Raw genomic sequence first — 25,187 nt, forward strand, 5'->3', positions numbered from 1 at the left:
AAAAAGATAAGCATTTTGAAAGGAAGAAAACAATGATAAGGGAAGCAACGACAAAAGATTTAGCCTTTATGTTAGATATTTATAATGATGCGATACTGAATACAACAGCTGTATATGCATATAAACCTGTGACCCTTGAAAATAGAATAGATTGGTATGAACAAAAAAGGGCTGACGGTTATCCCGTTTTTGTATACGAATTAGATAATAAAGTAGTAGGATTTGCGACATTCGGACCATTTAGAGCTTGGCCTGCCTATAAATATTCAATTGAGCATTCTGTGTATGTTGATAAGGAATATAGAAAAAATGGAATTGGGACTTCTTTAATGAAAGAACTAATAGCAATTGCACAGGAAAGAGAATATATGACCATAATTGCCGGAATTGACGCAGAAAATGAAAAAAGCATTGCTATGCACGAAAACTTTGGATTTGTTCATTCAGGCACAATTAAAAAGGCCGGTTATAAGTTCAATAGATGGCTAGACTTAGTCTTTTATCAATTGGAGCTTAACGGGCCTGAAAATCCTACTGAGAAATAGATATATCAGTTATGCGAAATGAATTTTTTAAAAGATAGTGTGAAGAACTTTCATACTATCTTTTTCTTATTGTATTCAACAATATCATTTAACAAATAAAGGGTTTTTACATTCTATATCGAATTTTCACGGGGGTGATAAAACGATATAGAAAGAGGAATGAAGATGGAAACTGTCATACGAAAAATAAAAGAAATACAAACTGGCCAAGTCGGAATACTCGTTTATTCAACAAAGAATGGAAATATAGTTGCTTCCCATAACAATGAGCTATATGTTCCGTTAGCATCAGCAGCAAAAGTAGCAATTGGATTTGTAGTAGCAAAAATGGTAAAGGACAAACAAATTAGTTGGAATGATACACTTCATCACATTAAGTTTAATCCAAATGAGGATAGTGAGCAGTTATATCCTCATATACAGGGAAGAAATACATTAACACTTAATAAAGCGGTTGAAGTGATGATAGCTTGTCACGACAGTTATATTGCTAAGTCAATTGTTATGTATTGCGGAGGATGGGATACTGTCAGAGAATATATTTCAACATACTTTTCGAAGATTCATATACAGGAAAATCCTAGAGATGAGCAAAATGTAGGAGAGTTAAATCAACTTCTTTCACTTTTAGTACATATATTTCAAGGTTACAAATCAGAACCAGTAGCATGGGAGCCAATTATTAACGGAATGGTAAGACAGCAAGGCGAATATGAAGGAATACCTTCATATCATTTAGCTCATATGACAGGTGGATTGCCTACAGCTACAATAAATATTGGTATAATAGGAATGTTTAACGAATTCCCGTTTCTTTATGTTATTGGTGGGAAAGATTTACCTAATCGACGTGAAAATAAAGAGGTAGATGAAGAGTTTGCAGCAGCTTTGAAGCACATTTACAAAGAATATATTCAAAACATGCTAGAGGTGAACAATTGAAGAGAAACTTAAAAACTTCAACGATTATCATTTTAATTGTAACAATTATTGCTCTTGAAGTTGGAATCGCACTATATGATTACAATTTGTCATTAGATACAATTTACTTTGCCGCGATTCTTATTTGCATTGTATTGCTTTTTGGTACACGTATTTCTGAAGATAAAGAAAATACATCGAAACAGAGACGGAGAAAAACTGCTCTTATATTTTGGCCATCTATTTTATTGTCAATCGCTTGTTTTGCAGTTGTAAGTTACGTAAGAACAGGCTATGTCTCTATACCAGGGATAATTGGCTTTACATGCTTTATTACATACGGAGGATTTGTATTTATAAGTATTTTAAAGCGAAGAAATAAAAATTAAATGTAGCTTACTAAGCTGGAAGGATGGTATATATGAAACATATAGAGAGTGGTACTCGCAATGAAGGAGAATACATAAAAAATAAAGTAATTCAATATAACATGTCCATCTTAACAGAGGAAGTAAAACAACAGATGGAACAAGTAAGTTTTGTAGTGAAAGATGAAGAAGGGAAAATTTTTGGTGGTGTAACAGGAACGATGTATTTTTATCATCTTCATATCGATTTTTTATGGGTTGATGAATCAGTTCGCCATGATGGATACGGCAGTCAATTGTTACATAAAATCGAAGAAATTGCGAAGGAAAAAGGGTGTAGATTAATATTATTAGATTCATTTAGTTTCCAAGCGCCAGTGTTTTACAAAAAGCATGGCTACAGAGAATATGGTGTTGTTGAAAATCACCCGAAAGGTCATAGTCAACACTTTTTTGAAAAGAGATTATAATAATATTATGTAGACTAGATGACGGGAGTATTAAAATGTACACTTATAAATTGCAACATGAACAACCGATCTGTGTAGAAAAAATAAAAACACTTTATGATTCTGTCGGTTGGTGGCCAGAAAGAAAAGAAATAGATATTGAAAAAATGTTAAAGAATAGTATAGCAATTGGAGTATGGAAAGAAAATAAATTAATTGGATTTGCTAGAGTCGTTTCTGATGGTGTTTTTCGCGCGTACATAGAAGATGTTGTTGTACATGAAAGTGTAAGAAATAACGGCATTGGAGAGAAGATGCTTACAATGTTACTTGAAGAAATATCTCATATTCATATTGTTAGTCTATTTTGCGGAGAGAAACTAATACAGTTTTATGGTGAACAGCAATTTCAAGCGACGAAGCAAATTGTGATGCACCGTAATCAAATTGTGAAAGAATAAGAGGTGTCAGTAAGAATGAATACAACGAGAGAGTATTGTTTATCAAAAAGAAAAGCGACAGAAGATTCTCCAGATGGCTGGAGTGCCACTTGCATGAGGCTCAATAATAAAATATTTGCGATATTGAATCATGAAGAAGGTGAAAAAGCTGCGATTACATTAAAATGCGATCCAGAACTTGCGTTAAGAATACGAGAAGATTACCCAGAAACAATTATTCCAGGGTATCATATGAATAAAAAACATTGGAATACCGTGTATATACATAAGGGTGTAGAACAGGAGCAAATTAATAAGATGATTGATTGGTCGTATGATTTAGTACTACAATCATTTTCAAAGAAAAAGCAGCAAGAGTTAATGGATGAAATGCAAAGTGAAGTCGACAATAAGTAGCTAGTAAAATGATATTAATTTACTAGCTATTTATTGTTTCAATATATTTATTAGGAGATTTTGAAATGAGTATGCAACGAAACAGATTAATATATGCAATTTTTACTATCATCGTAATTATTTTAGGTCTCAGTTCCAGAAAGTTTGCTTTCGCGTTACCTGATTTATTAAATGAGTACTTAGGTGATGCTTTATGGGCATTAATGATTTTCATGGGATTTGGATTTTTGTTTCCTAAAATAGAAACGAAGAAATTAGCTTTTATTAGTTTGCTATTTTGCTATGGAATTGAACTGAGCCAATTGTACCATGCGGCTTGGATAGATAACATTCGTGCAACGACTTTAGGTGGACTTGTATTAGGGTACGGATTTTTGTGGAGTGATTTAGTGGCTTATACAATTGGTGTTGGGATAGGAATACTTTGTGAATTGATGTTACAAAAGAAATAAGAGGTTTGTAAAAGGGGCCCTTTATGAAAAAAATAATATTAATTGGTTCTGGTGGTTCAGGAAAATCTACATTAGCAAAGCAGTTAGGAAATAAACTAAATATTAAGGTGTATCATCTTGATGCACTATTTTGGAAACCGAATTGGCAAGGTGTTCCGAGAGATGAACAAATAACAGTTCAAAACAACTTAGTTAAAGGTGAGAAGTGGATTATTGATGGCAATTACGGTGGGACGATGGATATAAGACTTAAGGCAGCTGATACAATTATCTTTCTTGATATTCATAGAACAATTTGTGTTTATCGTGCTTTTAAAAGAATGATTCAATATAGAAATAAAACAAGACCAGATATGGGCGCGGGATGTGAAGAAAGATTTGATTTGCAATTTTTTAAATGGATATGGGAATATCCTAAGACGAAAAGACCTGCAATTTTAACAAAACTAGATCAATTAAGTAAGAACAAAAAAGTTATTATTTTAAAATCTCCAAATGAGGTTCAACGATTCTTAACAGAAGTAAGGTAAGGGTTGCTGTATTAGAAATTAAACTATGTTCCATTTTGAAATGGGGGATAATAATGAAAGAAATCATTCGCTCAATTGATTCTTATATGGTGAAAATCCCGGCAGGAGAAATAATATTAAGAGATGATCGAATTAAACAGCAATGGAATGTTCAAATTAAACCATTTCTTCTTGCAAAGTATGTTGTAACGATGGAAACATATTATGCTTTTACGAATAGTACGGCAAATGATTATAAACATAGCAACAAGCCAATTGTAAATATGTCATGGAATGATGCAATCGCTTTTTGTAATTTACTTTCAAAAAAAGCAGGATTAAAAGAGTATTATTTTATTAGTGATGGCGGTCAAATGGTTAGTTGTAATTTAGATTCGAACGGCTACCGATTACCTTCTGAGGCTGAGTGGCAATATGCATGTAAAGCAGGGACTACTGGATACATATATGGAGAACTTAATAAGATAGCTTGGTATAATGAAAACTCAGGTGGACAAATTCATGAGGTCGGTAAAAAAGAACCAAATGCATGGGGACTATATGATATGTTGGGGAACGTTTGGGAATGGTGCTATGATTTGTATGATGAAAAAGTGTACGGATCGTACCGGATTTTTCGAGGTGGTAGTTGGGCGGAAGCAGCCAGAGGTTGCGGAGCTACTTGTCGCCGTCGTAGCCATCCTACATTTCATATAGATGATCTTGGATTTAGGCTTGCTAGGTCAATTTAACAGAAAAATGATATATGAAAGTTGGCTTATATGTTGGCGATCATATGTATACGCCTTTTGGTATGGCGAATGTAAAGAGTGACTTTGTATGGATTCCTCGTTATGGTGGTAATAAACCAGTATATTCTTGTGATATTTGGCAGTACACGGAAACAGGAAATGTACCTGGCATCGGTAAGTGTGACCTGAATTCTCTTATAGGTAATAAGTCACTGTCTAGGTTTACTGAATCAGTACAAGAGCAAGTGCGAGCAACTAAGCAAAATATAATCCAATCAGGAGCTTTTTCAAGGGAGTACATTGAAGATGTTATGGGAGCATTAACATCATTAAAAATGACAGCTCAATTCATTTTACAACCAGATGGATTAGCATATTTTATTTCTGATCCAACTTCAGATGCTCAATTAAATGCGATGAAGAAGTACCTTGATCGTAGAGATTGGTGGTATGAGTATTTGAAATAAAACAAAAGGATAGTTTAATCAAAAATAACAGCCGACTCAATATAAATACGTCGGCTGTTATTCTTTTAACTATGACAACAACTCCTCTACTCTGACGCTATCTATTAACAGTGCTTTTAATGAAGGAGCTATTTTAATTGTCTCTTCAATATCTAAATCTCCAAAATCCACTGTATATAATCCGAATCCTTCTTTTCCAGCTACATATAGTAGTGCTTTTCCACCTTCATCATCACCAATTGCTAGTGAATTTGGTATATATTTTTGAATATCATGTGCTTCATTCATCTCTATGCAATCAGTTGGGCTCCAAATACGTATGTAAAGTTCATTTTGTACATTAATCTCTGCATTTGTACAATGTTAAATTACTTCTAAATAATCTAATGGTACATCTATTGATGAGAATTTTTGTAATTCTTGAATAGCCTCTTTACTCGCTGGTGATTCATAAGCTTCTAATGTGAAGGCCTCATTTAATCTTTCTAGAATATTCATTAATAATCAATCCTTTCATACTTTACTATTAGTTTATCAAGCATTTTATATTGCTGTTCTAAAGTTTCTGAAATGTTTTCTTTAGAAAATCCTGCGAGTTCAAAAGCAGATACTAGATTCTGATTCAGAAAAACAAGTACAAAAGGGTATTATATGAATCCATAATGTAGATGCATATAATACCCTTTTTATTACGTCAATACTTTTGTCATAAGAATATGAGGAATACCATCTTCCATAAACATATCAGAAGAAGTTTGATAGCCTAATTTCCCATAAAATCCTTCCGCTTGTGTTTGACCATGTAATTTCACTTTTGTTGCATCTTTGTTTCGGGCAATCTCTTCTAATGCTTGAATAATTACTTTACCTAGTCCATATTTACGATAGTCTTTTAAAATACAAATTCTTTCTAGTTTACCGATTCCATCAACAAAACGTATACGGCCAGTTCCTACAGGGAGTTCATTATGAAAAACTAAAATATGTTTACATTCTTCATCAATTTGATCAAATGTATCGAATTCATCTGCAAGAGGAACACCTTGTTCTTTTACAAATACTTCTTTTCGAATATGAAAGGCAGTTTCTAAATCTGTAAGTTCTGTTATGAGTTGGGATTGCAAAATGTTCAGTCCTTTCTAGTGCGATATGAATGTGTTTTCATAGTATATCATATTGTAACGTAATAGTAGAAAAAGGCTGACTTTTATAAGTCAGCCTTTTAACTCTTTTATGCCGTTTTCTGTTCCAATAATCGCTTTACTCGTCATATCTATAAACAATCCTGTTTCAACTACACCAGTAATCATTTTTAATTGATCGTGTAAATTGGTAGGATTAGATATATGATTAGGGAATACACAATCGATAATCATGTTATTGTTATCCGTAATAAATGTATTGTTATTTTTTAAACGTAATGTTGTTTGACACCCTAAAGATTGAATTTTATTTTCAGTTTGTTTCCATGAAAAAGGTGTGATTTCAACAGGTAGCGGAAATGCACCTAAATATGTAACGATTTTCGATTCATCAGCTATAATTATTAGTTCTTTAGAGGAGGAGGCAACGATTTTTTCGCGAAGTAATGCACCACCGCCGCCTTTTATTAGCTGTAAATTTGAATCAATTTCATCAGCTCCATCGATTGTAAGATCCAGAGTTTGTATGTCATTTAAGGAAATTAGCGGGATGTTTAGTTGCTGTGCTAATATTTCGGTTTCTTTTGATGTAGGTACAGCTTGAATGGATAAACCTTTTTGTACACGTTTTCCTAACTTTTGTATCGTCCAATATACAGTTGAGCCTGTACCAAGCCCAACTTTCATTCCATCTTGTACAAAATCAGCGGCGTATTCGCCAGCGAGCTGTTTTAAATTCATCATTTTACTCCGCCGGACGTGGTCCAGCATCAAGACCTGAATTTTCAACTGTAAGTACCGGACGAACGACTATGTCTTTATGTACGCGCATTTGACACGATAAGCGTAAATGATCTTCAATTCCTTTTTCCGTAATCGCATTTTTTTCATTTGCGCTTGCTTCCAAGAAATCACCCGCTATAATTTCTACTCTACAAGTTGTGCAACGTGCTTTTCCGCCGCAACGATGGAGAATATGTACACCGTTATCTTCAATAGCTAATACTAACTTTGTTCCTTCTGTCACATCAAAAGTTCCAGCACCTTCAATTGTTAATTTTGGCAAATTTGTTCCTCCTCACGTAAAATTGTACATAACATATTTATGACCGCGAATTATTGAACATAAACATTTTTTTTATAAGCCCCGTAACTTTTTCGTTTAATCAATCGTTTATTAAGTAAGCGCTGAAAAGGAGTGGTTATTTTGTGCACAAAAATAACTCAGGTTTTAAATAATCATATCGATATGAATCATTCAAATATAAATTTTTTAATTGAAAATCATGCAGAGTTAAAAAGATACTGTATGTTTTTAACGAAAAACAAATGGGACGGTGAAGACCTCGCCCAAGAAACAGTTTGTAAAGTTCTTCAAAAATACGGTAATAAAGATATTTGTATGACGCTTCTATATAAAATGGCCAGAAATAGTTGGTTAGACCAGATGAAGTCGAAATCAGTTCATGAAAAAATAAAGGAACAAATTACTTTTGAAGAACCACACGAGAAAATTGCTGATTTGCATGAAATGGTAGGAAAAATGTTATTTTCATTAAATGTAAAACAATCCGCAATTTTATTATTAAAGGATGTTTTTCAATATAGTATCGCTGATATTGCTAAAGTATGTTCTGTATCAGAAGGAGCAGTGAAAGCTTCTTTATTTAGGAGTAGAAATAGATTGAAAACTGTAAGTGAAGAAGGAATTGAGATAGTCGAATACACAGATGATATTGAAATTGTAGTAACATCTATTCGTGAAGAAAGGCCGGAATTGTTAACAAAGCTTCTTCCGACAATAGATTTTACTAAGTTACCATCTAAACAGCCAGTCTTATTATTTAATGCGAAAAAGCCTTCTTCCTACAGTTGTATGCTTTGCGCGGCATAACAATTATTGGAGGGATTAAAAATGAATACAATTCCATACGTCGTAGAACAAACGAAATTAGGAGAACGTTCCTATGATATATATTCAAGGTTATTAAAAGACCGCATTATAATGATCGGTTCAGAAATTAACGATCAAGTAGCGAGTAGTGTAGTGGCGCAATTATTATTTTTAGAAGCAGAAGACGCGGAGAAAGACATATTCCTGTATATTAATAGTCCTGGCGGTTCAACGACAGCAGGTTTTGCGATATTAGATACGATGAATCTAATTAAACCGGATGTGCAAACACTTTGTATGGGATTTGCGGCGTCATTTGGTGCATTGCTATTATTAGCAGGTGCAAAAGGAAAACGGTTTGCGCTCCCTAACAGTGAAATTATGATTCATCAGCCGCTCGGTGGTGCACAAGGGCAGGCAACTGAAATCGAAATAACAGCAAAAAGAATATTAAAGTTGAAGCATGATATTAATCAAATGATTGCAGATAAAACAGGGCAACCAATTGAAAGAGTAGCACATGATACAGAAAGAGATTATTTTATGACGCCAGAAGAGGCGAAGGAATATGGTATTGTTGATGCAGTCATTGAGAAAAAATAAAGCAAAATAGGCTAGAGAATATCCCAAATTCTCTAGCCTATTTTTTAATCTTTTATCCAGTCATCAACTAAAGTTTGATTCTTTTTAATCCATTTTCGTGCAGCTTCTTCCGGATCTTTCGTTTTATTTAACATGACCATTAACGTACCAAGCTGTTCATCGTTCATTTTCCATTTATCAAAGTATTTTACAATATCGGGATGATCTTTTTCGAAACCTTTACGAACAGAGTAATAAATGTCGTCTTTTTCACCATATACTTTCTTAGGGTCTTTTAAATATTTTAAGTCAAATTCTGAAAAGCCCCAATGCGGATTCCAAAGCGTAACTGCGATTGGTTTCTTTTTCGTATATGCCTTCTTTAGTTCGCTCATCATCGCAGCTTCTGAAGATTGGACAAGTTTTAATTTTATTTCATATGCCTTCATTGCTTTATCCGTTAAATTCATAAGGCTACTACCAGGTTCGATTCCGACAATTTTATTATCTAGTTCATCTTTGTGAGCGTTTAAATCTTCGATGCTGTTTATGTTTTTCATATAAGAAGGGACGACCAAACCAAGACCAGTGCCTTCATACCATTTTGATTTTAAGACAATGTCATCTTTATAACGATCATTTAGCGGTTTATCCGTAACAGGAAGCCATACTTCTAAATTAGCATCAACATCACCACGGGCGACACCAGTCCAAATCGCAGCTTTTTCTAAATACATGAGCTCAACTTTATAACCTTTTTCTTCTAATAAAACCTTCCACATGTTTGCAGTTGCAATATTTTCTTTCCAACTTGTTACACCAAGTTTAATTTTCCCTTTCGAATTTGCATTTGTTGCATTACATGAAGTGAAAATCATAGTAATAAATAATGCAAGGCATATAAGCCATATGTTCTTTCTCATTGAAAACCTCCCAAAAAACTTTTGCCTTTTTAAATACATGTATAAGTAAGCATTCTTATTATGAACGGAAACGAGAATTTTAAAGAAATCTTATGAATGTCATTTTTATCCCGCGTTAACGGGCAGTACAACTCCCACCTCAAAATTCGACTGGAGCAAAGCAGTTAGGTGGGAGATCAACTGCCTGTAAAATAACGATTGGTGAAGGTTAATAATCAGTGGGGGATGAACATCCCACACTGATTAAAGTTTCACTTTATGTAATATTTCTTTGTAAAATCGCAACACTATGTGAATAGATGGGTAGAAAAGGAGTAGTGACATGGATAATACAAAGGTGCGTGTTGAAAATGTAACAAAAGTATTTGGGAAACATCCGCAAAGAGCCCTTGCCTTATTAAAAGAAGGGAAAAGCAAATCAGAAATTTTGAAAGAGACAGGAATGAACGTTGGTGTGAAAAAGGCAACGTTTGAAGTGTACTCTGGAGAAATTTTCGTTATTATGGGGTTGTCAGGTAGCGGGAAATCTACGTTAGTTCGTATGCTAAACCAATTAATTAAACCAACCGCAGGTCATATATACATAGATGGTGAAGACATCGCAACGATGGGGAAAGAAGAATTACGAAGAGTGAGAAGAACGAAGATGAGCATGGTGTTTCAAAAGTTCGCTTTATTTCCGCACCGTACAGTAATACAAAACGTTGCGTACGGGTTAGAAATTCAAGGAGTTCCAGTAGAGGAACGAGAAAATAAGGCGTTAGAATCGCTACAGTTAGTAGGACTCGATCATCATAAAGATAATTACCCAAGTCAACTTAGTGGTGGTATGCAGCAGCGTGTTGGAATCGCAAGGGCACTAACGAATAATCCAGATGTATTACTAATGGACGAGTCATTTAGTGCATTAGATCCACTTATTCGAAAAGAAATGCAAGATGAATTGTTAGAGTTACAAGATAAAATGGAAAAAACAATTATATTTATTACACACGATTTAGATGAAGCACTTCGAATTGGAGATCGTATTGCATTAATGAAAGATGGAGAAATCGTTCAAATTGGAACGCCGGAAGAGATAATGATGAGCCCTGCTAATGAATTTGTAGAGAAGTTCGTTGCGGACGTTAATTTAGGAAAAGTAATTACCGCGGAATCTATATTAAAACGACCGGAGACTTTATTAATTGACCGTGGGCCGCGTGTAGCACTTCAAATTATGAGGAACGCTGGTGTTTCTACAGTATATGTTGTAAACAAAAAGTATGAGTTTTTAGGTATATTAACCGCAGATGATGCGAGTAAAGCAGTACAAAAACAGTGGCCGATTGCTGATTTATTACTTAACGATATTCCGCATGTTTATTTAGATACTTTACTTGAGGAAACGTATGCAAAAATGGCGGAGATGAAATATCCGTTACCCGTAATTGATGAGAAGAAAAGACTAAGAGGAATTATTAAACGTGAAAGTGTCATTCAAGCTCTTGCAGGTAACATTGAGGAAGAGGTGAAGGATGATGAATAATATACCGCGTATTCCATTAGGAGAATGGGTTGATTCATTTGTTGCGAGTTTATATGAGCACTTTGAAGGCTTGTTCCGAGGATTCTCTTATATTATTGGTGGATTCGTTGATTTACTCACTAATTTTTTAACAATAATACCAGCCATATTGATGATTATTATCTTGTGTTTCCTTATTTGGTATACAACGAGAAAATTATCTTTAGTCATTTTTACGCTTATCGGATTATTATTTATTTTAAATATTAACTACTGGGCACAAACGATGCAAACATTAGCACTCGTACTTACTTCCGTTATTATTTCTATTATTGTCGGAATTCCAATTGGGATATTAGCATCTCAAAATGAACGTTTCTCAAAATTTTTAAAACCGACTTTAGATTTTATGCAAACAATGCCCGCGTTCGTTTATTTAATACCGGCCATTACGTTTTTTGGTGTCGGTGTTGTTCCTGGTATTATTGCTTCAGTGATTTTTGCAATGCCACCGACAATTCGTTTTACTGACCTAGGAATTAGACAAGTTCCAGAGGATTTAATTGAAGCAGCGAATGCATTTGGTTCAACCGCATCACAAAAACTATTTAAAGTGCAATTACCGCTCGCAACTGGAACAATTATGGCAGGTGTAAATCAAAGTATTATGCTTTCATTATCAATGGTCGTAACAGCATCACTTGTAGGAGCACCAGGTCTTGGAGTCGATGTGTACCGTTCTGTTACACAAGTAAATATCGGAATGGGATTTGAGGCGGGACTAGCCATCGTCGTGATTGCGATTATATTAGACCGCATTACACAAGGATTTCATCAAAAAAGAAGATAAAAAGAAAACACACTTTATTATACAAAGTGTGTTTTTTTGTTCGGAAAAATTACATACGAACAATAACAGAACCGCCAGCTGGTGCGCAAACTTGATTTTGCTGTTGTTCCATTGATTTTATTAAATGATTATTCTCTTCGATTAATGAGATTAATTTCGCTAATTGGCTTTCAAGGCTTGCAATGCGCTGCATCATATACTGAGAATCATAATGCAGTGTATTCCTTGCAGCGTGGGGCGAGTAAACATATTGTTGATTTAGATTTGGATTCCAATGAGGATGCATTTGAATCGTTCCTCCTTCAATGAATTACTGTTCTTTCTTATAGTAAATGCCTATGTATATGTAATGGTGACTTAAAAATCCTTTCAAATGAAGAGGATTATGTAGGGGGAATGGAAAAGTAATAAAGTACATATTTTGGAAATTTTTAAGCGGGAAAGCAAATATATTAGGAGATAGTAACGTTCATGTAAATGGATATTATATGAGGAGAAATTATGAGAGGAGATGCAATTTTGGCTAATAATACAAAAAGAAATGACGCAATGACAATCGGTATCGCTATAGGTATTGTAATCGGTGTAGTACCTAGTTTATTTACTGATAATTTAGTAATCGGAATTGTCATTGGAATTTGTATAGGGATTATTGTGTTGAAGAAATAATCAATTGTAAATTTGAAATATGAAATTTGATTGGATCGTATATGATTTTAATGAGGAAATTGCTAACTCAAGAGATTGAATTTTCGGAATATAAAACCTGTTTTTCCTTTTTTTATGATATTATATATGAAAAGGATGGTGATGGATATGTCAATAAACAATCAAGCAGATAAAAACTGTTTCATTTGCGAAAAACATAAAGGAAACATTAAAGTTCCAGGCGGTGCTATTTATGAAGACGATCTCATATACGTTGGACATGTCCATTGGGAAAAGGAAGAAACATATCTTGGTTACGTAATGATTGATATAAAAAGACATGTACCTGGTCTAGCTGAATTAACTGAAGATGAGGCAAAAGCATTCGGACTCATAACAAGCAGAGTAAGTAAAACGCTAAAAGAAAGCGAAGGTGCAGAACATATTTACACATTTGTTTCAGGAAATGGTGTACCACATATGCATATGCACATTATACCGCGTTATCCGAATACACCAAAAGAGTTTTGGTCACCGACTGAGGTAGCAAATTGGACTGGGGCACCATATGGAAATTCAAATGAAATTAAAAAACTATGCGAAAGAATACGAAAGTATATGGTAGATGAGTATGCATACAACAAATAATACAAAATATTCATGGGTTGGAAATATAGAAATGTGTTTAGGAGAAATTTCAGTTAAACATTATGGTGATATCGTGCTCGGTAAATACGGTGGTAATATAAGTGCCGGAGCGAAAAAGAATGAAGATGGTGCGTTAGTTTGGTCAAGTGGTGACTGGGAATTCGCTGTTATATTAGACGGACACAATAGCGCAGAAAGTGTTGAACTAGTAGTAAATACAATCGAAAAAGAATATGAAAATATAAAAGCGATTATGAAAGAATCAATTGAAACAGTATTTCAATCTGTTGAAAATCATTTACTTACGATTTTTCAATCACAGTCATTTAAAGAAGAATGTGAAAAAATTAAAGGTGAGACAGCTTGTTTAATCTGTGTAAGAAAAGATAATTTTATATGGTGGCTATCTATTGGCGATTGTCTAGTGTATGTATTTCATGAAGAATTACATAAATTAGGACAATATACATTAAATCAACGTCATTTTTACGAGTGGATTGGTAATGTTAATACATTTGATTTACCTGTTCCTTGCTATTCATCAGGAATTCGTGAATTACGTACTGGAAAGAATCGAATTGTAATGGTGACAGATGGGGTATTAGAGTGTGGGGAAAGACGATATGAAACTCATAGAAATCTATATAGTGATATGAATAGAAATAATAAAACACTTAAAGAAAATATTCGCAATATTTTAGAACACGTTCATCATCAATTAGGGCGAGATAGTGCCACAATTATTAGTTGGGATATTGAAAACAAAGGGAATGCTACGTATCCGAGTGATCAGCCGGAGAAAATCCAAACGATTAAGTAAAGGAGGATACCTCTGTGTTTCATGTGAAAGTCATTGTAGTAGTTTTATGGATTCTATTCTTAGTTGTTTTAGAAAATATAGTGAGAAAAAAGATGAATATACCGAAACAAAAAGGATGGAATAATAAATATGTAAACAAATCTCATAAATGGGGAAACAGAATTATTATTTATTCTTATATAGTGGTTATTATTATATGTTCTTCTCTTTCAAACCCCCTATACATGAGCTTTCTACCTTTTCTGTTTTTAATTACGTTATATAGTTTTGATGCATATATGGAATGGAAATATGACAGGGAATCGAGGGAGTTCTTGATGTCCTTAGGTGGGGCTGTATCGTTAATGATAACAGGGCTGATTCTATATTTTTTTATTTAATACGTATTAATTACAGCCCTATAGCAATGTCATATAATAAGCAATTAAAGGGAGAGTAGAAATGAAAAGTCCTCGATTACGTGCAGAAGCAATGATTTTAAATGAAGATCATTCTAAAGTACTTGTTCAATGTGACGAGAACAAATCATTTTACCGTTTTCCAGGTGGCTCCATCGAATTTGGTGAAACGGCAAAAAAAGCAATAGCACGAGAACTATGGGAAGAATATAATTTAAAAGTTTTTGTTCAAGAATTAGCAGTTGTAAACGAGAATATTTTTGAATGGAACGGAGAAAAGGGACATCACTGTACATTAATACATTGGGGAACTGTTCGAGAAGTAGTTACAAATGAAATAAGGCACAAAGAGCATGAGAATATTATTTTAATCTGGAAAAGTATAGAGGAATTAAAGGCAAAGCCAACATACTCTGAAGGAATCTTAAGTTATTTAGAAGAGAATAACCGTAATATAGTCCACTTTATTTTAGATAATTCAATGGGGTAATAGGAGGAATGTTAATGGGAACTTCTACTTTTTGGATTATAAGTATTGTTTTTTGTATAGCTGTCTATTTTTTTGATAAGTTTTTAAGAAAAAAATTAAATATGCCAAAGATAGGTTTTTGGGGATATAAAAAACATGTAAATAGTTTACATAAAAAATTGGAAATAGGACTACTTTTTATTTATTTAATAACTAGCTTTATTTTTATCTTTAAATTCGAAAGTGTTAATATTGCTTATGTCATTTTCACTTATTTAGGGGGTACGTTGATCTTAAGAGCATGGATGGAATGGAAGTATGATAGAGAATCGAAAGATTATATATTTTCACTAATTGGAGTATTTACATTTGTTTTTATGACTTCGATGTTATTTTACTTCGTTCCACCTGCTGCATAAAAAATGAAAGGGATATAAGGGGGATGAATTAGGTTGGATTTAGATGTGATTTTAAAACGGATGCATGAAAAATATAAAGAGCAATCACTTATAATAATAGGCATTGATGGCTGTGGCTGGAAAAAGTGCGCTAGCCAATAAAATAAAAAGTAACCATTTATCTGCTAGGTGATAAATGGTTACTTTTCGTGTGAAAAATTACTATGTTATTAATCCTTAACTTTATTTAATATGCATTTAATGAAATTTGTTTTATCCTCTGCGTACTTATGTTTATCATTAGGATTAGCTTGTGAAAGTTGGATCTTTAACTGTTCATACTGTATACGAGAAGTTTTATTATCTATTAAGTAATCTCTGAATTTTAATTGTTCCATTAAATATTTATTCCCTTGTTCATACATATGAATTTGATGAGTTCTTGGTTCACCTTTATTGAAATAGTACCTTTCGGGTAATACATCTTTTCTATATGTATAGTGTAATTGTTTTAGACTCGGAATACACTTTAGACCATTTTTGAAATCTTTTAATTCAATCGCTATATCAATAATAGGCTTTGCGCTTAAATATGGAATGGAGGTACTGCCAATATGGTGTATTGCTAAAATATATTCGCCAATTTGTTCCTTGATTAATTGTTTCTCTTTTATAAACTCATTTTCCCATTCTTCGGTCCACGGAACTAAAAATACTTTACCATATGGTAACCCCAACATTTGATTAGCACCCCCGGTACATAATTTCCTAATAAAATTAGTTACATTTTCTTAAAACTCCTCAAAACAAGAAATTCCCACAATCTCCACGGAAAAATCTTCTTCGCAAAAATCATAAACTTTACACCTTTTCCAATTGGATATCGTAGATTAGTACGCTTAGATTCTGCAATTTTAACTATTTTTTGGGCAACATCTATTGGATTACCAAATGTATCGCTGCCACTATTAATATGTTTTTGTATTTTATCCATATATTCCTTATAAGGAGAGGTCGTATCAGATTGGTTTTCAGCTAGTTGTTTACCAACTTCCCAAATGTTCGTGTTATAAGAACCTGGTTCGATTAAAGCAACATCTATTCCGAAAGGTTTTACTTCTAAGCGAAGCGATTCACTCCAGCCTTCTAATGCATATTTTGAAGATACATAAGGGGATAAACCAGGGAATCCGACTTGACCGCTAATACTGCTTATATTAATGATTTTCCCGCTTTTTTGTTTACGCATATAAGGTAAGACAAGTTGTGTGATGGATATAGCTCCAAAAAAATTCGTTTCAAATTGCTTACGGTATTCTTCTACTGGAATTTCTTCTACAAAGCCTCCAGTTGCATATCCTGCATTATTAATGAGAAGGTCTACTCTATTTATTTTCTTTAAAAATAATTGAAAGTTATGTATAGAGCTTTGATCTGTTACATCTAATTGTTGAACTTTTATATTTTGTTGTAAATTGAGTTTAGTAGCTTGAGATAGTAAGTTTGCTTGTTTTTCAAGGTTTCGCATTGTAGCAATGACTATATAGTCTTTTTTCGCAAGTTCAAGTGTAGTTAATAGTCCGAATCCACTTGAAGCCCCTGTAATAACCGCGATTTTTTTATTCATTTGTCGCTCGCTTTCTTTTTCTTTTATCATAACGAGTTGTAAGGAGAAAATCTATTAATCTTACATATTGTTTCTATATATATTCGTTTTATTTCTATATTTCAGGAACTTATTTATTATTAAAGTGCTTATTGATTCTTAATTTGCATATGTATGGAATTGTTTTGAAAGAAGGGAATTGTACCGCATCACCGTATATAGAGTAGAGAGTATATTATAAAAGTTGATGAAATGGAGGAAGAAAAATGGTCCATGCGAAAGATGTATTAGCAGATCAGTTATTAGCAAATGCGAATGATCCGAGTTGGTATATTCCATTTTCAGATGCAGTTAAGGATTTATCTGAGAGAGAAGCTTTCTGGAAACCAAATGAAGAGAGTAATTGTATAGCTGAAATTGTACAGCATTTACTGTATTGGAACTCGACGTGGCAAAAAAGGTACAAAGAATCAAATGTTAATGCTGTACCCGCTATTGGAGATAATAACAAAAGTTTTATGTTATCGAATAATCAAACATTTGAAGAGTTAAGAGAAAAGTTATTAGAGAAACTGTTACAATGGCAAAATCTCATAAATGAAGAAAAGATTGAAAGTGATGTAGTTGGATTTCCTGTTTCTGCAAAGTGGTGGGAAGTGCTAGCTAATGTAACAACCCATAATGCATATCATATTGGACAAATTATTTACATTCGGAAATTACAGAAGAGTTTTGATAATGAATAAAGAAATGATTTTTTTATTAAGGGAACAATATGGGATATTCTCATTGGAGAATTCCCGTTTACAGTGAATGGGAAAGACCAGTCTTAAAATGACTGGTCTTTCTAACGGCTAAAGCAATATTAACAAAAGAAATTTAGAAAAACTACTATTCTTTCATATCTTTTAATCTAAGGGAGAATAGTGGTTTTGAGACATCTTCATTAGTTTAATTGAAATGCCCCGTCACTACTTGATTTCAATTGCTGAAGTTATATCATTCCAATCTGCAGCTAAATTAGCAGTTTTACCATACCATTCAGAATGTCTAAAGAAGACACCTTTTCCATATCCTTGTGTTGAAGTATGCTCCCAAAGCGTCGTTGAATAACTTGCAGAAGGTGATGCTGTACTTACAGAGGAAATTCTGTCGTTCCAGCTAGATGGTAAGTTTTTAAACCCGCTGCTCCAGTAAATATATTGTCCGCCTTTATTTTGATGTTCATAAAAATCAGTACTACCAGCACCACTACCTAAAGAATTAATTTGATTTTTAAGTATTTTTTTATCCTTTTCAATAAAAGCATTCATTGTTTCTCTGCTAGTAAAACCATAAGCTAACCAATCTCCATTTTCATTTTGCTTAGGTAAAACCATTGTAATTTGGATGTCTTTTTTTGCTTGATCACTTAATTTTGCAAATGTACTAACATTTTTTTCATCCACTTTTAAATAATCGAATGATTTAATTGTATTCTCCTTTTCTGCAGCACTTACGACTCCTAATCCTCCAGTTAATGCAAAACCCGCTACTAATGTGCTTGCTACTAATTTCTTCAACATATAACCATCCCTTTTTGTTTAGATTTTTGTACAGGTGAATCTTGTACAAGTTAAAATGTATTCTAATTCTGAAGTTTTGTAAATATTCTGAAGTTTTAGAAATAATAGGCAGAATATTTACAGTTTTACATCTTTTCTTTAGAAAAAATGGTTATTGGAATGATATAATAAGCGAATACATTGCTTTTCTTGGATGATAAAATGTTTTAGGAGAGGTGTCATTGAAATATTTTACAAGAGATTGGTATAAAGAAATGTAAGTATCTGGATTTTTAATTTTCTCAGAAACATTAGATGAATGGGAAGAGATTTTGCGAGAGAGCGAAAAGGTGGGAATGGATTATAAGCAAAGTTTGAAAGAAGATTTATTAAAGTTCCTTCCTAAGTCACTACATCGATATATTCATGACAACACAATTAATTCAGAATATCCATCAGAAAAATTAAAGAAACTTATGCTTAAGTGAACAGAGGATTATAAGAAAAAGATGAATGATTTAGAACAAGATTATACAGAACATAAACCAAATCCAATTTGAAAAAAGTTTAATTAAATTGGATTTGGTTCTTTTTAATAAGTTTCTTTGTTGGATGTTGCACTTGTTCTGACAGGAACTAATTCAACTTTTGTTTAATGTTAATAAAAACTATTTACGAGAAGGGAGGTACATAAGAATTATTTGGTTATGGTGTTTGACATAGCACCAATTGAGGATAATGCTTCATTCACAGGTACGTTCATAGTTGAAGAGTCTATATAGAATGAATTTAATGCCTCAATATAGAAATATTCGTTTTCTTTAACTGTATAACCGTTCTGGTTTAAACTGAATAACGCGTTTGAGATAGCATGAAATTTTTTATTGTCCGTCAAACTTACCCAATTTTGGCCGATCATTCCTTTAATATAAGTTTCCGTGTCAGAATTACTATTTGAAAAGCTTGAAGAACTATTTCCGTTTGCTGCACCAGTTGATGGCTGGAGCGCACCTTTTATTTCGCCTGAAGATGAAATAATTGTTTGTTTAATAGTTGGCTCGATTTTACTTTCTACTTGTGCAAGTGTACGCCCAGATTCTGTTCCAGACATAATTTGTGACTTATCCAACGTATCTAGTAATTGTAGTGTATCTTTTCCTGGTTGAGCACCTAGTTCTCGATCAATATTTATATTCATTGCTACAATATCAAAAGTTTTTAAATACACCTCATATGTTGGGAATTCTGTATTACTTAAATATACATTTAATGTACTTAGAAAGCCTAATTTAGGAAGTAACTCGCTATATTTCTTATTATAGTTTGCATAAAAATCAACCAAATACAGATATTGTTCACTAGTTTTCAATTTAGAAAAATCATCATTCATCTTAACAGTAAGGTAATCAAAGTCTTCGGAAGATGTATGTCTATATTCTCGGATGTATTTGTTGGAACTTAAGTATTCATCTCTGTCTTTCTCAGTTGGTTTCGTTTTCTTTGTCTCTTCTTTTACAGTAGTATCACTTTTATCAGCACTAGGAGAGCAAGCAGCTGTCGCCAGTAATAAAATCGATACGCTTAATAAATACTTTTTCATGTTTTTCCCCATTCCCTTAATTAAAAATAATTCAAATTTAGATTATTTTACCATGAATAAATGAAAAGAGCCTTCTTTTGTCAAGGGTTAGTGAAATTCAATCATCATAATTTTATTTAGCATTTCATACGTAAATCTCCCTGAATTTTAAAAATTCTTCAGTTAAATGTTAACATATACCTTTGATAGCTAGTTAGACTTGTCCGTTAGTGTAATAAGAAAAACAAGTTATAGATAATTACGATGCACCTTTTTAATAAACGGTACATCTTTGTTTCAAATCAAAACTATTAAATAAGAAATGGAAAGATGTTAATATTGGAATTTGATTAGTCAATGAGAAGCTGTTAAATTGGTAAGGCCTAATAAAACTATATGAAACATCAATAAAACAGCAGTGGTTCAGATGGAATACATTGTAAAACGGAAAAAACGTGCATATAATTGAACTAGAAATTAAGTTTCTGAATTTTCAATAACGGTGGTGGTAATATGTTCACTGAAGAACGTAGAGAGAAAATTTTGGAATTACTTAAAATAGAAGGAAGAGTAATCGCAAAGGACCTTGCGGAAAGATTCGATATGTCTATTGATTCTATAAGAAGAGACCTGTCAATAATGGAGAAAGACCGGTTATTAAAAAGAACGCATGGTGGTGCCATTGAACTTGCGCGAGTGAGAAACTTAGCTGTGGAACCAGCTAAACGTTATAGTCATAGTTCAGTATATGAGGACGCAATCGCCAAAATTGCTGCATCTTATATACAAGAAGGTGATTCAATTTTTATCGGCGGGACTTCTATTCATTATGCAATGTTAAAATATTTACCGGAAATATCATTTACAGTTATCACGAATTCTATAGAAATAGCTAGTAAGTTACGGAAATGTAAGAACATTGATACGTATTTAATAGGTGGCAAGGTAAAATCTTCAGGGAATATTACGGATACACTTGCCTCAGAAGCAATTAGTAGTTTTTCTATTGATCTTTATTTTTCTACAGGTGGTGGTATTTCATTGAAAGGTATAAGTACTACAACACCAGAGGTTGCCTATTTCAGCAAAAAAGTAAGTGAAATTGCACGTAGAAATATTTGCTTAGCTCCTCATAACAAACTTGGTGTGGAGTGCTTTATAAAAGGGGAGTCATTAAATGAAATTAATCTTATTATAACGGATGAAGAGGCAAGCAAGGAATTAATTCAAGTGTTTGAGAAACAGGGTAAGAAAGTAATAATAGCGGAGTCTACTCAATTTGAAAGGAGTTTACAATGATTATAAAAGAGCAAGAGTTTCATATAAATGGATTAGTTTATACAATTCGTTCAGCGGTTAAGACAGATGCTGATCAGTTGTCGAAAATACGAATACAGATTGATGGAGAAACTGAAAATATGGATAGAGAAGCTGGGGAAGGATTTATTGATATGAAGGGATTTCAGGAAATAATAAAAATAGATAGTGAAGAAATGAAGAATCTCTTTTTAGTTATAGAAGTACAGAATCGAATCGTTGGATTTTCAAGATGCGAAGGATCTAATTTGAAGAGATTATCTCATAAAGTCGAGTTTGGCGTTTGTATATTAAGAGAGTTTTGGGGATATGGGATGGGTAAGAACTTATTACAGCAATCAATTAACTGGGCTGACAAAAATAAAGTGAAAAAGATATCACTACAAGTGTTAGAGACAAATGAGAAAGCTATTAATCTGTATAAAAAATTAGGTTTTGAAGTAGAAGGTGTTCTAAAAAATGATAAAAGACTGTCGGATGGTAAGTATTATAATACGGTAGTAATGGGAAGGTTTACTAATACATTTCATAAAAGAGGTGAAGTGGAATGTTTTACAGAAGGAAGTACTATGTAGTAAAAAATGAATTTATAGAAATATTTAATGACCATTTCAGCAATACTAATTTACCTAATCAATTAAAATATGGTTCTCGTTTAATAGGACGTTGGATGAAAGATAATAATGATGGTACGACTGAAATATTTGCCATATGGGAATATGATAGTTATGAAAAGTATGAAGAAATTGAATCGAAAATTAGAAATGACGAGAAGCATGTTAAAAGAATACATGATTGGTATGAAAAACATGGCGGGAAGGAATATGTTTTACAGGAGTACATATTAGAGTTAAAAAATGAAGAGGTACTATGTACTGTGAAATGATGGGGATGAAGCCTAATGGAAATCAGAACAAAATTATATATTAGTTTAGCATCCACGATTTTATTTGCAATAGCGGTGATAGTTTTCTTTATAAATAACAATCCACAAAAGTGGTTGTGGTTATGTATTCTCTTTGGAGCCATTATACAAAATATAGTTCTACTAAAAAAGAGCAAAGAGTATCATTAAGATATTCGCATTTAAACATATTCGCGTTGTCTTTCTAGTTTTTATTAAAAACGCTTTTATCCACTATTTGTTCTGGCATTATCAGAAAGAATAGAAGATATTCCGTATTTCATACAACATTTTTGTGAGCAAAAGAAATGGAATGTGTAATTTCCAAAGAGTATTTGTAACGAATTCGCACCGTATAAATGGCCAGGGAGTATTCGAGAATTATTAAATGTATTAGAACGTATTTACATTTTGTCGCAAGGACGGGAAATAAGCGAAAAATAAATATTACAAGCGATGATGGGAAATTAGAAATAACTCAAGTTACAAACAGAAAATTGTACCCAGTAGTACATTTTGTCCCGCATTAACGGGCAGTAAGATTCCCACCTTAAAATGCGGTGAATGTGAAGGAATTAGCTGGGAAATCAACTGCCCATAAAAGCCCGATTAGTTGAACTTTATAAGCGAATGCAAAAATTTAGGATATAAAAGTAGATTTTTGTAATCTGCTTTTTCTTTTTGTGCTCAAGTTCTGTCGGAATGTGCGGTTGCCAGGGAAATAATAGAATAATTAGAAAAAAGATTTCCTGAAGGAGAGTTGAAAGTGAAGTATATTGAAATTGGTATCGGGAATAGATGGTTTGTTCGAACAGAGACCGAAAATATAGATGGTACTGAATTTGAGGAAAAAGGAATTGTGAAACCAATTTATTTTGAATCATTTTATGTCCGTGTTTGGTTTCGGAAAACATGTTTTATTTTTGATACGAAAGAGGGCTTTAAGAAAGTAAGGAAAAGTAGAGATGAGTATAAGTTTATTGTTGGAATTGTGAGTAGGTTAAAACAATAGAATAAAACAGGGGGTGTTCTTATAATTAGAATTACCACATATATACTCGCGATCATTGTAATGGGCTATTCTATTTATAGTTGGAATGATGATTCAAAGCAAAGCATGCTTATTTTACAAGTACTGTTAGGTGTTATGCTTGCTGGTATGGGGATACAACACCTTAAGAAGGATGAAAAAGAAAATAAGAATATGGGGCGTTTGCTTTTACTTACATCGTTATTTTGTATCATTATATCACTCATAAAATATTTAAAATAAACCGTTACTGTAACATATTGAGTAACGGTTTATTTTTTTGAAGTTTTCTGATTGAAAATTTCAGTAGCTGTTTGGTATATTTTCTTATCAATACAAAATTTTTCTGTTATCCAATAATTAAGTTGAGAAAGGCTAAGGATATGTTCTCTTTTCTTATCTTCGAAATACAGTTTTAGTGCATCACCATTAATTGAAGCCATCAATATAGCCGAAGATTTGAATTATAATAGGAGGGTGGATGCTATGCCAATGTCGTTATACTATGCAAAAATCCGTGAGAAATTAGGACATGAACTTATTTTCATGCCGAGTGTAGCTGCTGTTATAAAAAATAAGCAGGGTGATATTTTATTTCAATATCCTGGAGGAGAATACTGGAGTTTGCCAGCTGGAGCAATTGAACTTGGAGAGACTCCAGAAGAAGCAATAGTTAGAGAAGTTTGGGAAGAAACAGGATTAAAAGTGCAAGTAAAACAAGAAAAAGGGGTATTTGGAGGGAGAGAGTTCCGTCATACATATTCGAATGGAGATCAAGTAGAATATATTGTTGTTGTATTTGAGTGTAAAGTTATCGGTGGTGAGTTGAAATCGATAGATGGTGAATCTTTAAAACTAAAATATTTCCCTTTATCTGAAAAGCCACCTTTAGCATTACCATACCCAGATAAAATATTTTTATAGACGATACAATAGCACACTTATGTAAATGAGTGTGCTATTTATATAATCCTGTCGTATACATTTCCGTTAGTGTATACACTATTTCTTCTAGTTCTATTTCCTTATTATTTTGCACAATTGTCCAAAGAAACATTTCATTCATCGCGAACCAAGCGCGTGCTACAATCTCTTTATTTAATTCCAGCTGCGCCAATCCACTTTCTTGAGAGCAAGTAATATCCCGCATAATACTTTTTATAAAGCGTTCGCGAATCTCATCCCATTTTTGATGTATTTCTTTTGATAATCCTATCGCTTCTTCTACAACTTGTAAGATAGCCCGTTCTTCTTCAGCTAATTGTAAGAATGCTCTAACTTGATTTTGAATCAAATTATGTGCTTCTGCTTTTGATTGAGGGAAAAAAGAGCGCTCAGCAATATCATAAAAGCGATTCATGACATCTTCCATTAAAACGATAAGGAGAGCATCTTTGTTTTTAAAGTATACATATGCTGTTCCATAACCAGTTTCTGCATGTTTAATAATTTGCGTGATTGTCGTTTTCTGAAATCCATTTTTAATAAAAATAGTGTAACCGGAGTGTAATAGCTTCTTTTTCGTTTCTAAGGAGCGGTGTTTTCTTGTTGAAAGAGTAGAATTTTCCAAAGAATCACCTCTTTATACTGAAATATCTGAAAATATAA

36 protein-coding genes and 6 pseudogenes are annotated in these 25,187 nt (G+C 33.0%); 30 read left to right on the plus strand and 12 right to left on the minus strand.

The window, feature by feature from the left end; translation table 11 throughout:
- The first annotated feature begins 32 nt into the window (after window positions 1-32).
- The 10 genes and pseudogenes from COC96_RS06625 to COC96_RS06670 form a co-directional block, all read left to right on the plus strand.
- Window positions 33-545: a GNAT family N-acetyltransferase gene (locus tag COC96_RS06625; RefSeq protein ID WP_098768533.1), complete on the plus strand. Its 513-nt coding sequence runs from the start codon at window positions 33-35 to the stop codon at window positions 543-545.
- Between the two features lie 165 nt (window positions 546-710).
- A complete protein-coding gene (locus tag COC96_RS06630; protein ID WP_098768534.1) occupies window positions 711-1,487 on the plus strand; it encodes a serine hydrolase in 777 nt (258 codons plus the stop codon).
- Complete coding sequence (locus COC96_RS06635; protein ID WP_098768535.1) at window positions 1,484-1,855, plus strand: hypothetical protein; 372 nt, start codon at window positions 1,484-1,486, stop codon at window positions 1,853-1,855. Before COC96_RS06630 ends, COC96_RS06635 begins: the two co-directional genes overlap by 4 nt.
- Window positions 1,856-1,887: 32 nt before the next feature.
- A complete protein-coding gene (locus COC96_RS06640) occupies window positions 1,888-2,304 on the plus strand; it encodes a GNAT family N-acetyltransferase (RefSeq protein ID WP_098266492.1) in 417 nt (138 codons plus the stop codon).
- Window positions 2,305-2,339: 35 nt separating this feature from the next.
- Window positions 2,340-2,744 carry a GNAT family N-acetyltransferase gene (locus COC96_RS06645; protein ID WP_098768536.1) on the plus strand — a complete coding sequence of 135 codons (405 nt, stop codon included), beginning with the start codon at window positions 2,340-2,342 and terminating at the stop codon, window positions 2,742-2,744.
- Window positions 2,745-2,759: 15 nt separating this feature from the next.
- Window positions 2,760-3,140, plus strand: coding sequence for an MmcQ/YjbR family DNA-binding protein (locus COC96_RS06650; RefSeq protein WP_142339962.1), 381 nt, complete (start codon window positions 2,760-2,762; stop codon window positions 3,138-3,140).
- A gap of 65 nt (window positions 3,141-3,205) precedes the next feature.
- Window positions 3,206-3,592 (plus strand): ribosomal maturation YjgA family protein, encoded by a 387-nt coding sequence (locus tag COC96_RS06655; protein WP_098768538.1) that lies wholly within the window; start codon window positions 3,206-3,208, stop codon window positions 3,590-3,592.
- Window positions 3,593-3,615: 23 nt separating this feature from the next.
- Entirely contained in the window at window positions 3,616-4,122 is a 507-nt protein-coding gene (locus COC96_RS06660; RefSeq protein ID WP_098768539.1) for a DNA topology modulation protein, read from the plus strand.
- 53 nt (window positions 4,123-4,175) lie between these two features.
- A complete protein-coding gene (locus COC96_RS06665) occupies window positions 4,176-4,853 on the plus strand; it encodes a formylglycine-generating enzyme family protein (RefSeq protein WP_098266497.1) in 678 nt (225 codons plus the stop codon).
- Window positions 4,854-4,870: 17 nt separating this feature from the next.
- Window positions 4,871-5,320, plus strand: a pseudogene (locus COC96_RS06670) (N-acetylmuramoyl-L-alanine amidase C-terminal domain-containing protein); the annotation flags it as partial.
- Between the two features lie 69 nt (window positions 5,321-5,389).
- Here COC96_RS06670 and COC96_RS27940 read toward each other — a convergent pair.
- The 4 genes and pseudogenes from COC96_RS27940 to COC96_RS06690 form a co-directional block, all read right to left on the minus strand.
- Window positions 5,390-5,818, minus strand: a pseudogene (locus COC96_RS27940) (SMI1/KNR4 family protein).
- Window positions 5,819-6,009: 191 nt separating this feature from the next.
- Entirely contained in the window at window positions 6,010-6,444 is a 435-nt protein-coding gene (locus tag COC96_RS06680) for a GNAT family N-acetyltransferase (protein ID WP_098768541.1), read from the minus strand.
- A gap of 90 nt (window positions 6,445-6,534) precedes the next feature.
- Window positions 6,535-7,203 carry a ribose 5-phosphate isomerase A gene (rpiA, locus tag COC96_RS06685; protein ID WP_098768594.1) on the minus strand — a complete coding sequence of 223 codons (669 nt, stop codon included), beginning with the start codon at window positions 7,201-7,203 and terminating at the stop codon, window positions 6,535-6,537.
- 4 nt (window positions 7,204-7,207) lie between these two features.
- Complete coding sequence (locus COC96_RS06690) at window positions 7,208-7,528, minus strand: 2Fe-2S iron-sulfur cluster-binding protein (protein WP_098768542.1); 321 nt, start codon at window positions 7,526-7,528, stop codon at window positions 7,208-7,210.
- A gap of 141 nt (window positions 7,529-7,669) precedes the next feature.
- Here COC96_RS06690 and COC96_RS06695 point away from each other — a divergent pair, with 141 nt between their 5' ends.
- Window positions 7,670-8,356: an RNA polymerase subunit sigma-70 gene (locus COC96_RS06695; protein WP_098768543.1), complete on the plus strand. Its 687-nt coding sequence runs from the start codon at window positions 7,670-7,672 to the stop codon at window positions 8,354-8,356.
- 21 nt (window positions 8,357-8,377) lie between these two features.
- Window positions 8,378-8,959 (plus strand): ATP-dependent Clp endopeptidase proteolytic subunit ClpP, encoded by a 582-nt coding sequence (gene clpP, locus COC96_RS06700; protein ID WP_098768544.1) that lies wholly within the window; start codon window positions 8,378-8,380, stop codon window positions 8,957-8,959.
- A gap of 44 nt (window positions 8,960-9,003) precedes the next feature.
- On the opposite strand, the gene COC96_RS06705 is transcribed toward clpP, so the two are convergent.
- Window positions 9,004-9,861 (minus strand): glycine betaine ABC transporter substrate-binding protein, encoded by an 858-nt coding sequence (locus COC96_RS06705; protein WP_098768545.1) that lies wholly within the window; start codon window positions 9,859-9,861, stop codon window positions 9,004-9,006.
- A gap of 322 nt (window positions 9,862-10,183) precedes the next feature.
- On the opposite strand from COC96_RS06705, the gene COC96_RS06715 reads away from it, so the two are divergent.
- Entirely contained in the window at window positions 10,184-11,389 is a 1,206-nt protein-coding gene (locus tag COC96_RS06715) for a quaternary amine ABC transporter ATP-binding protein (protein ID WP_098266506.1), read from the plus strand.
- On the plus strand, window positions 11,382-12,218 hold the full coding sequence (locus COC96_RS06720; RefSeq protein WP_098266583.1) for an ABC transporter permease: 837 nt from the start codon (window positions 11,382-11,384) through the stop codon (window positions 12,216-12,218). Before COC96_RS06715 ends, COC96_RS06720 begins: the two co-directional genes overlap by 8 nt.
- A 49-nt stretch (window positions 12,219-12,267) precedes the next feature.
- On the opposite strand, the gene COC96_RS27120 is transcribed toward COC96_RS06720, so the two are convergent.
- Window positions 12,268-12,504, minus strand: coding sequence for a hypothetical protein (locus tag COC96_RS27120; protein WP_000553349.1), 237 nt, complete (start codon window positions 12,502-12,504; stop codon window positions 12,268-12,270).
- 215 nt (window positions 12,505-12,719) lie between these two features.
- On the opposite strand from COC96_RS27120, the gene COC96_RS06730 reads away from it, so the two are divergent.
- From COC96_RS06730 to COC96_RS27125, 7 genes and pseudogenes are all read left to right on the plus strand, one after another.
- Window positions 12,720-12,887, plus strand: coding sequence for a septum formation initiator (locus COC96_RS06730; RefSeq protein ID WP_098266507.1), 168 nt, complete (start codon window positions 12,720-12,722; stop codon window positions 12,885-12,887).
- A 126-nt stretch (window positions 12,888-13,013) separates the two neighbouring features.
- Entirely contained in the window at window positions 13,014-13,514 is a 501-nt protein-coding gene (locus COC96_RS06735; RefSeq protein WP_142339963.1) for an HIT family protein, read from the plus strand.
- On the plus strand, window positions 13,492-14,334 hold the full coding sequence (locus tag COC96_RS06740) for a PP2C family serine/threonine-protein phosphatase (protein WP_098266509.1): 843 nt from the start codon (window positions 13,492-13,494) through the stop codon (window positions 14,332-14,334). Before COC96_RS06735 ends, COC96_RS06740 begins: the two co-directional genes overlap by 23 nt.
- A 23-nt stretch (window positions 14,335-14,357) precedes the next feature.
- Window positions 14,358-14,714 carry a DUF4181 domain-containing protein gene (locus tag COC96_RS06745; protein ID WP_176538835.1) on the plus strand — a complete coding sequence of 119 codons (357 nt, stop codon included), beginning with the start codon at window positions 14,358-14,360 and terminating at the stop codon, window positions 14,712-14,714.
- Between the two features lie 61 nt (window positions 14,715-14,775).
- Complete coding sequence (locus COC96_RS06750; protein ID WP_098768546.1) at window positions 14,776-15,222, plus strand: NUDIX domain-containing protein; 447 nt, start codon at window positions 14,776-14,778, stop codon at window positions 15,220-15,222.
- Between the two features lie 14 nt (window positions 15,223-15,236).
- The gene (locus COC96_RS06755) at window positions 15,237-15,620 is read left to right on the plus strand and encodes a DUF4181 domain-containing protein (RefSeq protein ID WP_098266511.1); all 384 of its coding nucleotides are present in this window, start codon (window positions 15,237-15,239) and stop codon (window positions 15,618-15,620) included.
- A gap of 33 nt (window positions 15,621-15,653) precedes the next feature.
- Window positions 15,654-15,774: pseudogene (locus COC96_RS27125) on the plus strand (uridine kinase); the annotation flags it as partial.
- A gap of 55 nt (window positions 15,775-15,829) precedes the next feature.
- On the opposite strand, the gene COC96_RS06760 reads toward COC96_RS27125, so the two are convergent.
- Together COC96_RS06760 and COC96_RS06765 are read right to left on the minus strand one after the other, a co-directional pair.
- On the minus strand, window positions 15,830-16,339 hold the full coding sequence (locus COC96_RS06760) for a GrpB family protein (RefSeq protein WP_098266512.1): 510 nt from the start codon (window positions 16,337-16,339) through the stop codon (window positions 15,830-15,832).
- A gap of 41 nt (window positions 16,340-16,380) precedes the next feature.
- Window positions 16,381-17,226: an oxidoreductase gene (locus tag COC96_RS06765; RefSeq protein WP_218937646.1), complete on the minus strand. Its 846-nt coding sequence runs from the start codon at window positions 17,224-17,226 to the stop codon at window positions 16,381-16,383.
- 245 nt (window positions 17,227-17,471) lie between these two features.
- Here COC96_RS06765 and COC96_RS06770 point away from each other — a divergent pair, with 245 nt between their 5' ends.
- Complete coding sequence (locus COC96_RS06770; protein WP_097903659.1) at window positions 17,472-17,951, plus strand: DinB family protein; 480 nt, start codon at window positions 17,472-17,474, stop codon at window positions 17,949-17,951.
- 225 nt (window positions 17,952-18,176) lie between these two features.
- Here the strand turns inward: COC96_RS06770 and COC96_RS06775 are convergent, their stop codons facing one another.
- The gene (locus COC96_RS06775; RefSeq protein ID WP_098768548.1) at window positions 18,177-18,770 is read right to left on the minus strand and encodes a hypothetical protein; all 594 of its coding nucleotides are present in this window, start codon (window positions 18,768-18,770) and stop codon (window positions 18,177-18,179) included.
- 275 nt (window positions 18,771-19,045) lie between these two features.
- On the opposite strand from COC96_RS06775, the pseudogene COC96_RS06780 reads away from it, so the two are divergent.
- Window positions 19,046-19,234: pseudogene (locus COC96_RS06780) on the plus strand (DUF4085 family protein); the annotation flags it as partial.
- 212 nt (window positions 19,235-19,446) lie between these two features.
- On the opposite strand, the gene COC96_RS06785 reads toward COC96_RS06780, so the two are convergent.
- Window positions 19,447-20,349 (minus strand): hypothetical protein, encoded by a 903-nt coding sequence (locus tag COC96_RS06785; protein ID WP_098768549.1) that lies wholly within the window; start codon window positions 20,347-20,349, stop codon window positions 19,447-19,449.
- 492 nt (window positions 20,350-20,841) lie between these two features.
- On the opposite strand from COC96_RS06785, the gene COC96_RS06790 reads away from it, so the two are divergent.
- The 6 genes and pseudogenes from COC96_RS06790 (at window position 20,842) to COC96_RS06820 (ending at window position 23,822) form a co-directional block, all read left to right on the plus strand.
- Complete coding sequence (locus tag COC96_RS06790; protein WP_098768550.1) at window positions 20,842-21,627, plus strand: DeoR/GlpR family DNA-binding transcription regulator; 786 nt, start codon at window positions 20,842-20,844, stop codon at window positions 21,625-21,627.
- Window positions 21,624-22,220: a GNAT family N-acetyltransferase gene (locus COC96_RS06795; RefSeq protein ID WP_098768551.1), complete on the plus strand. Its 597-nt coding sequence runs from the start codon at window positions 21,624-21,626 to the stop codon at window positions 22,218-22,220. Before COC96_RS06790 ends, COC96_RS06795 begins: the two co-directional genes overlap by 4 nt.
- Window positions 22,193-22,531 (plus strand): NIPSNAP family protein, encoded by a 339-nt coding sequence (locus tag COC96_RS06800; RefSeq protein WP_098768552.1) that lies wholly within the window; start codon window positions 22,193-22,195, stop codon window positions 22,529-22,531. Before COC96_RS06795 ends, COC96_RS06800 begins: the two co-directional genes overlap by 28 nt.
- A gap of 246 nt (window positions 22,532-22,777) precedes the next feature.
- Window positions 22,778-22,990, plus strand: a pseudogene (locus COC96_RS28450) (sigma-54-dependent Fis family transcriptional regulator); the annotation flags it as partial.
- A 325-nt stretch (window positions 22,991-23,315) separates the two neighbouring features.
- A complete protein-coding gene (locus COC96_RS06815) occupies window positions 23,316-23,561 on the plus strand; it encodes a DUF3977 family protein (RefSeq protein WP_098768553.1) in 246 nt (81 codons plus the stop codon).
- A 21-nt stretch (window positions 23,562-23,582) separates the two neighbouring features.
- Window positions 23,583-23,822, plus strand: coding sequence for a DUF3953 domain-containing protein (locus COC96_RS06820; protein ID WP_098768554.1), 240 nt, complete (start codon window positions 23,583-23,585; stop codon window positions 23,820-23,822).
- Between the two features lie 29 nt (window positions 23,823-23,851).
- Here COC96_RS06820 and COC96_RS28455 read toward each other — a convergent pair.
- Window positions 23,852-24,047 (minus strand): annotated as a pseudogene (locus COC96_RS28455) (hypothetical protein); the annotation flags it as partial.
- Window positions 24,048-24,065: 18 nt separating this feature from the next.
- On the opposite strand from COC96_RS28455, the gene COC96_RS06825 reads away from it, so the two are divergent.
- Window positions 24,066-24,503, plus strand: coding sequence for an NUDIX domain-containing protein (locus COC96_RS06825; RefSeq protein WP_098768555.1), 438 nt, complete (start codon window positions 24,066-24,068; stop codon window positions 24,501-24,503).
- A gap of 34 nt (window positions 24,504-24,537) precedes the next feature.
- Here the strand turns inward: COC96_RS06825 and COC96_RS06830 are convergent, their stop codons facing one another.
- Window positions 24,538-25,149, minus strand: a complete 612-nt coding sequence (locus COC96_RS06830) for a TetR/AcrR family transcriptional regulator (protein WP_098266526.1) — start codon at window positions 25,147-25,149, stop codon at window positions 24,538-24,540.
- Window positions 25,150-25,187 lie beyond the last annotated feature (38 nt).

Source organism: Bacillus cereus, from assembly GCF_002577405.1.
Classification (GTDB): Bacteria; Bacillota; Bacilli; order Bacillales; family Bacillaceae_G; genus Bacillus_A; species Bacillus_A cereus_AU.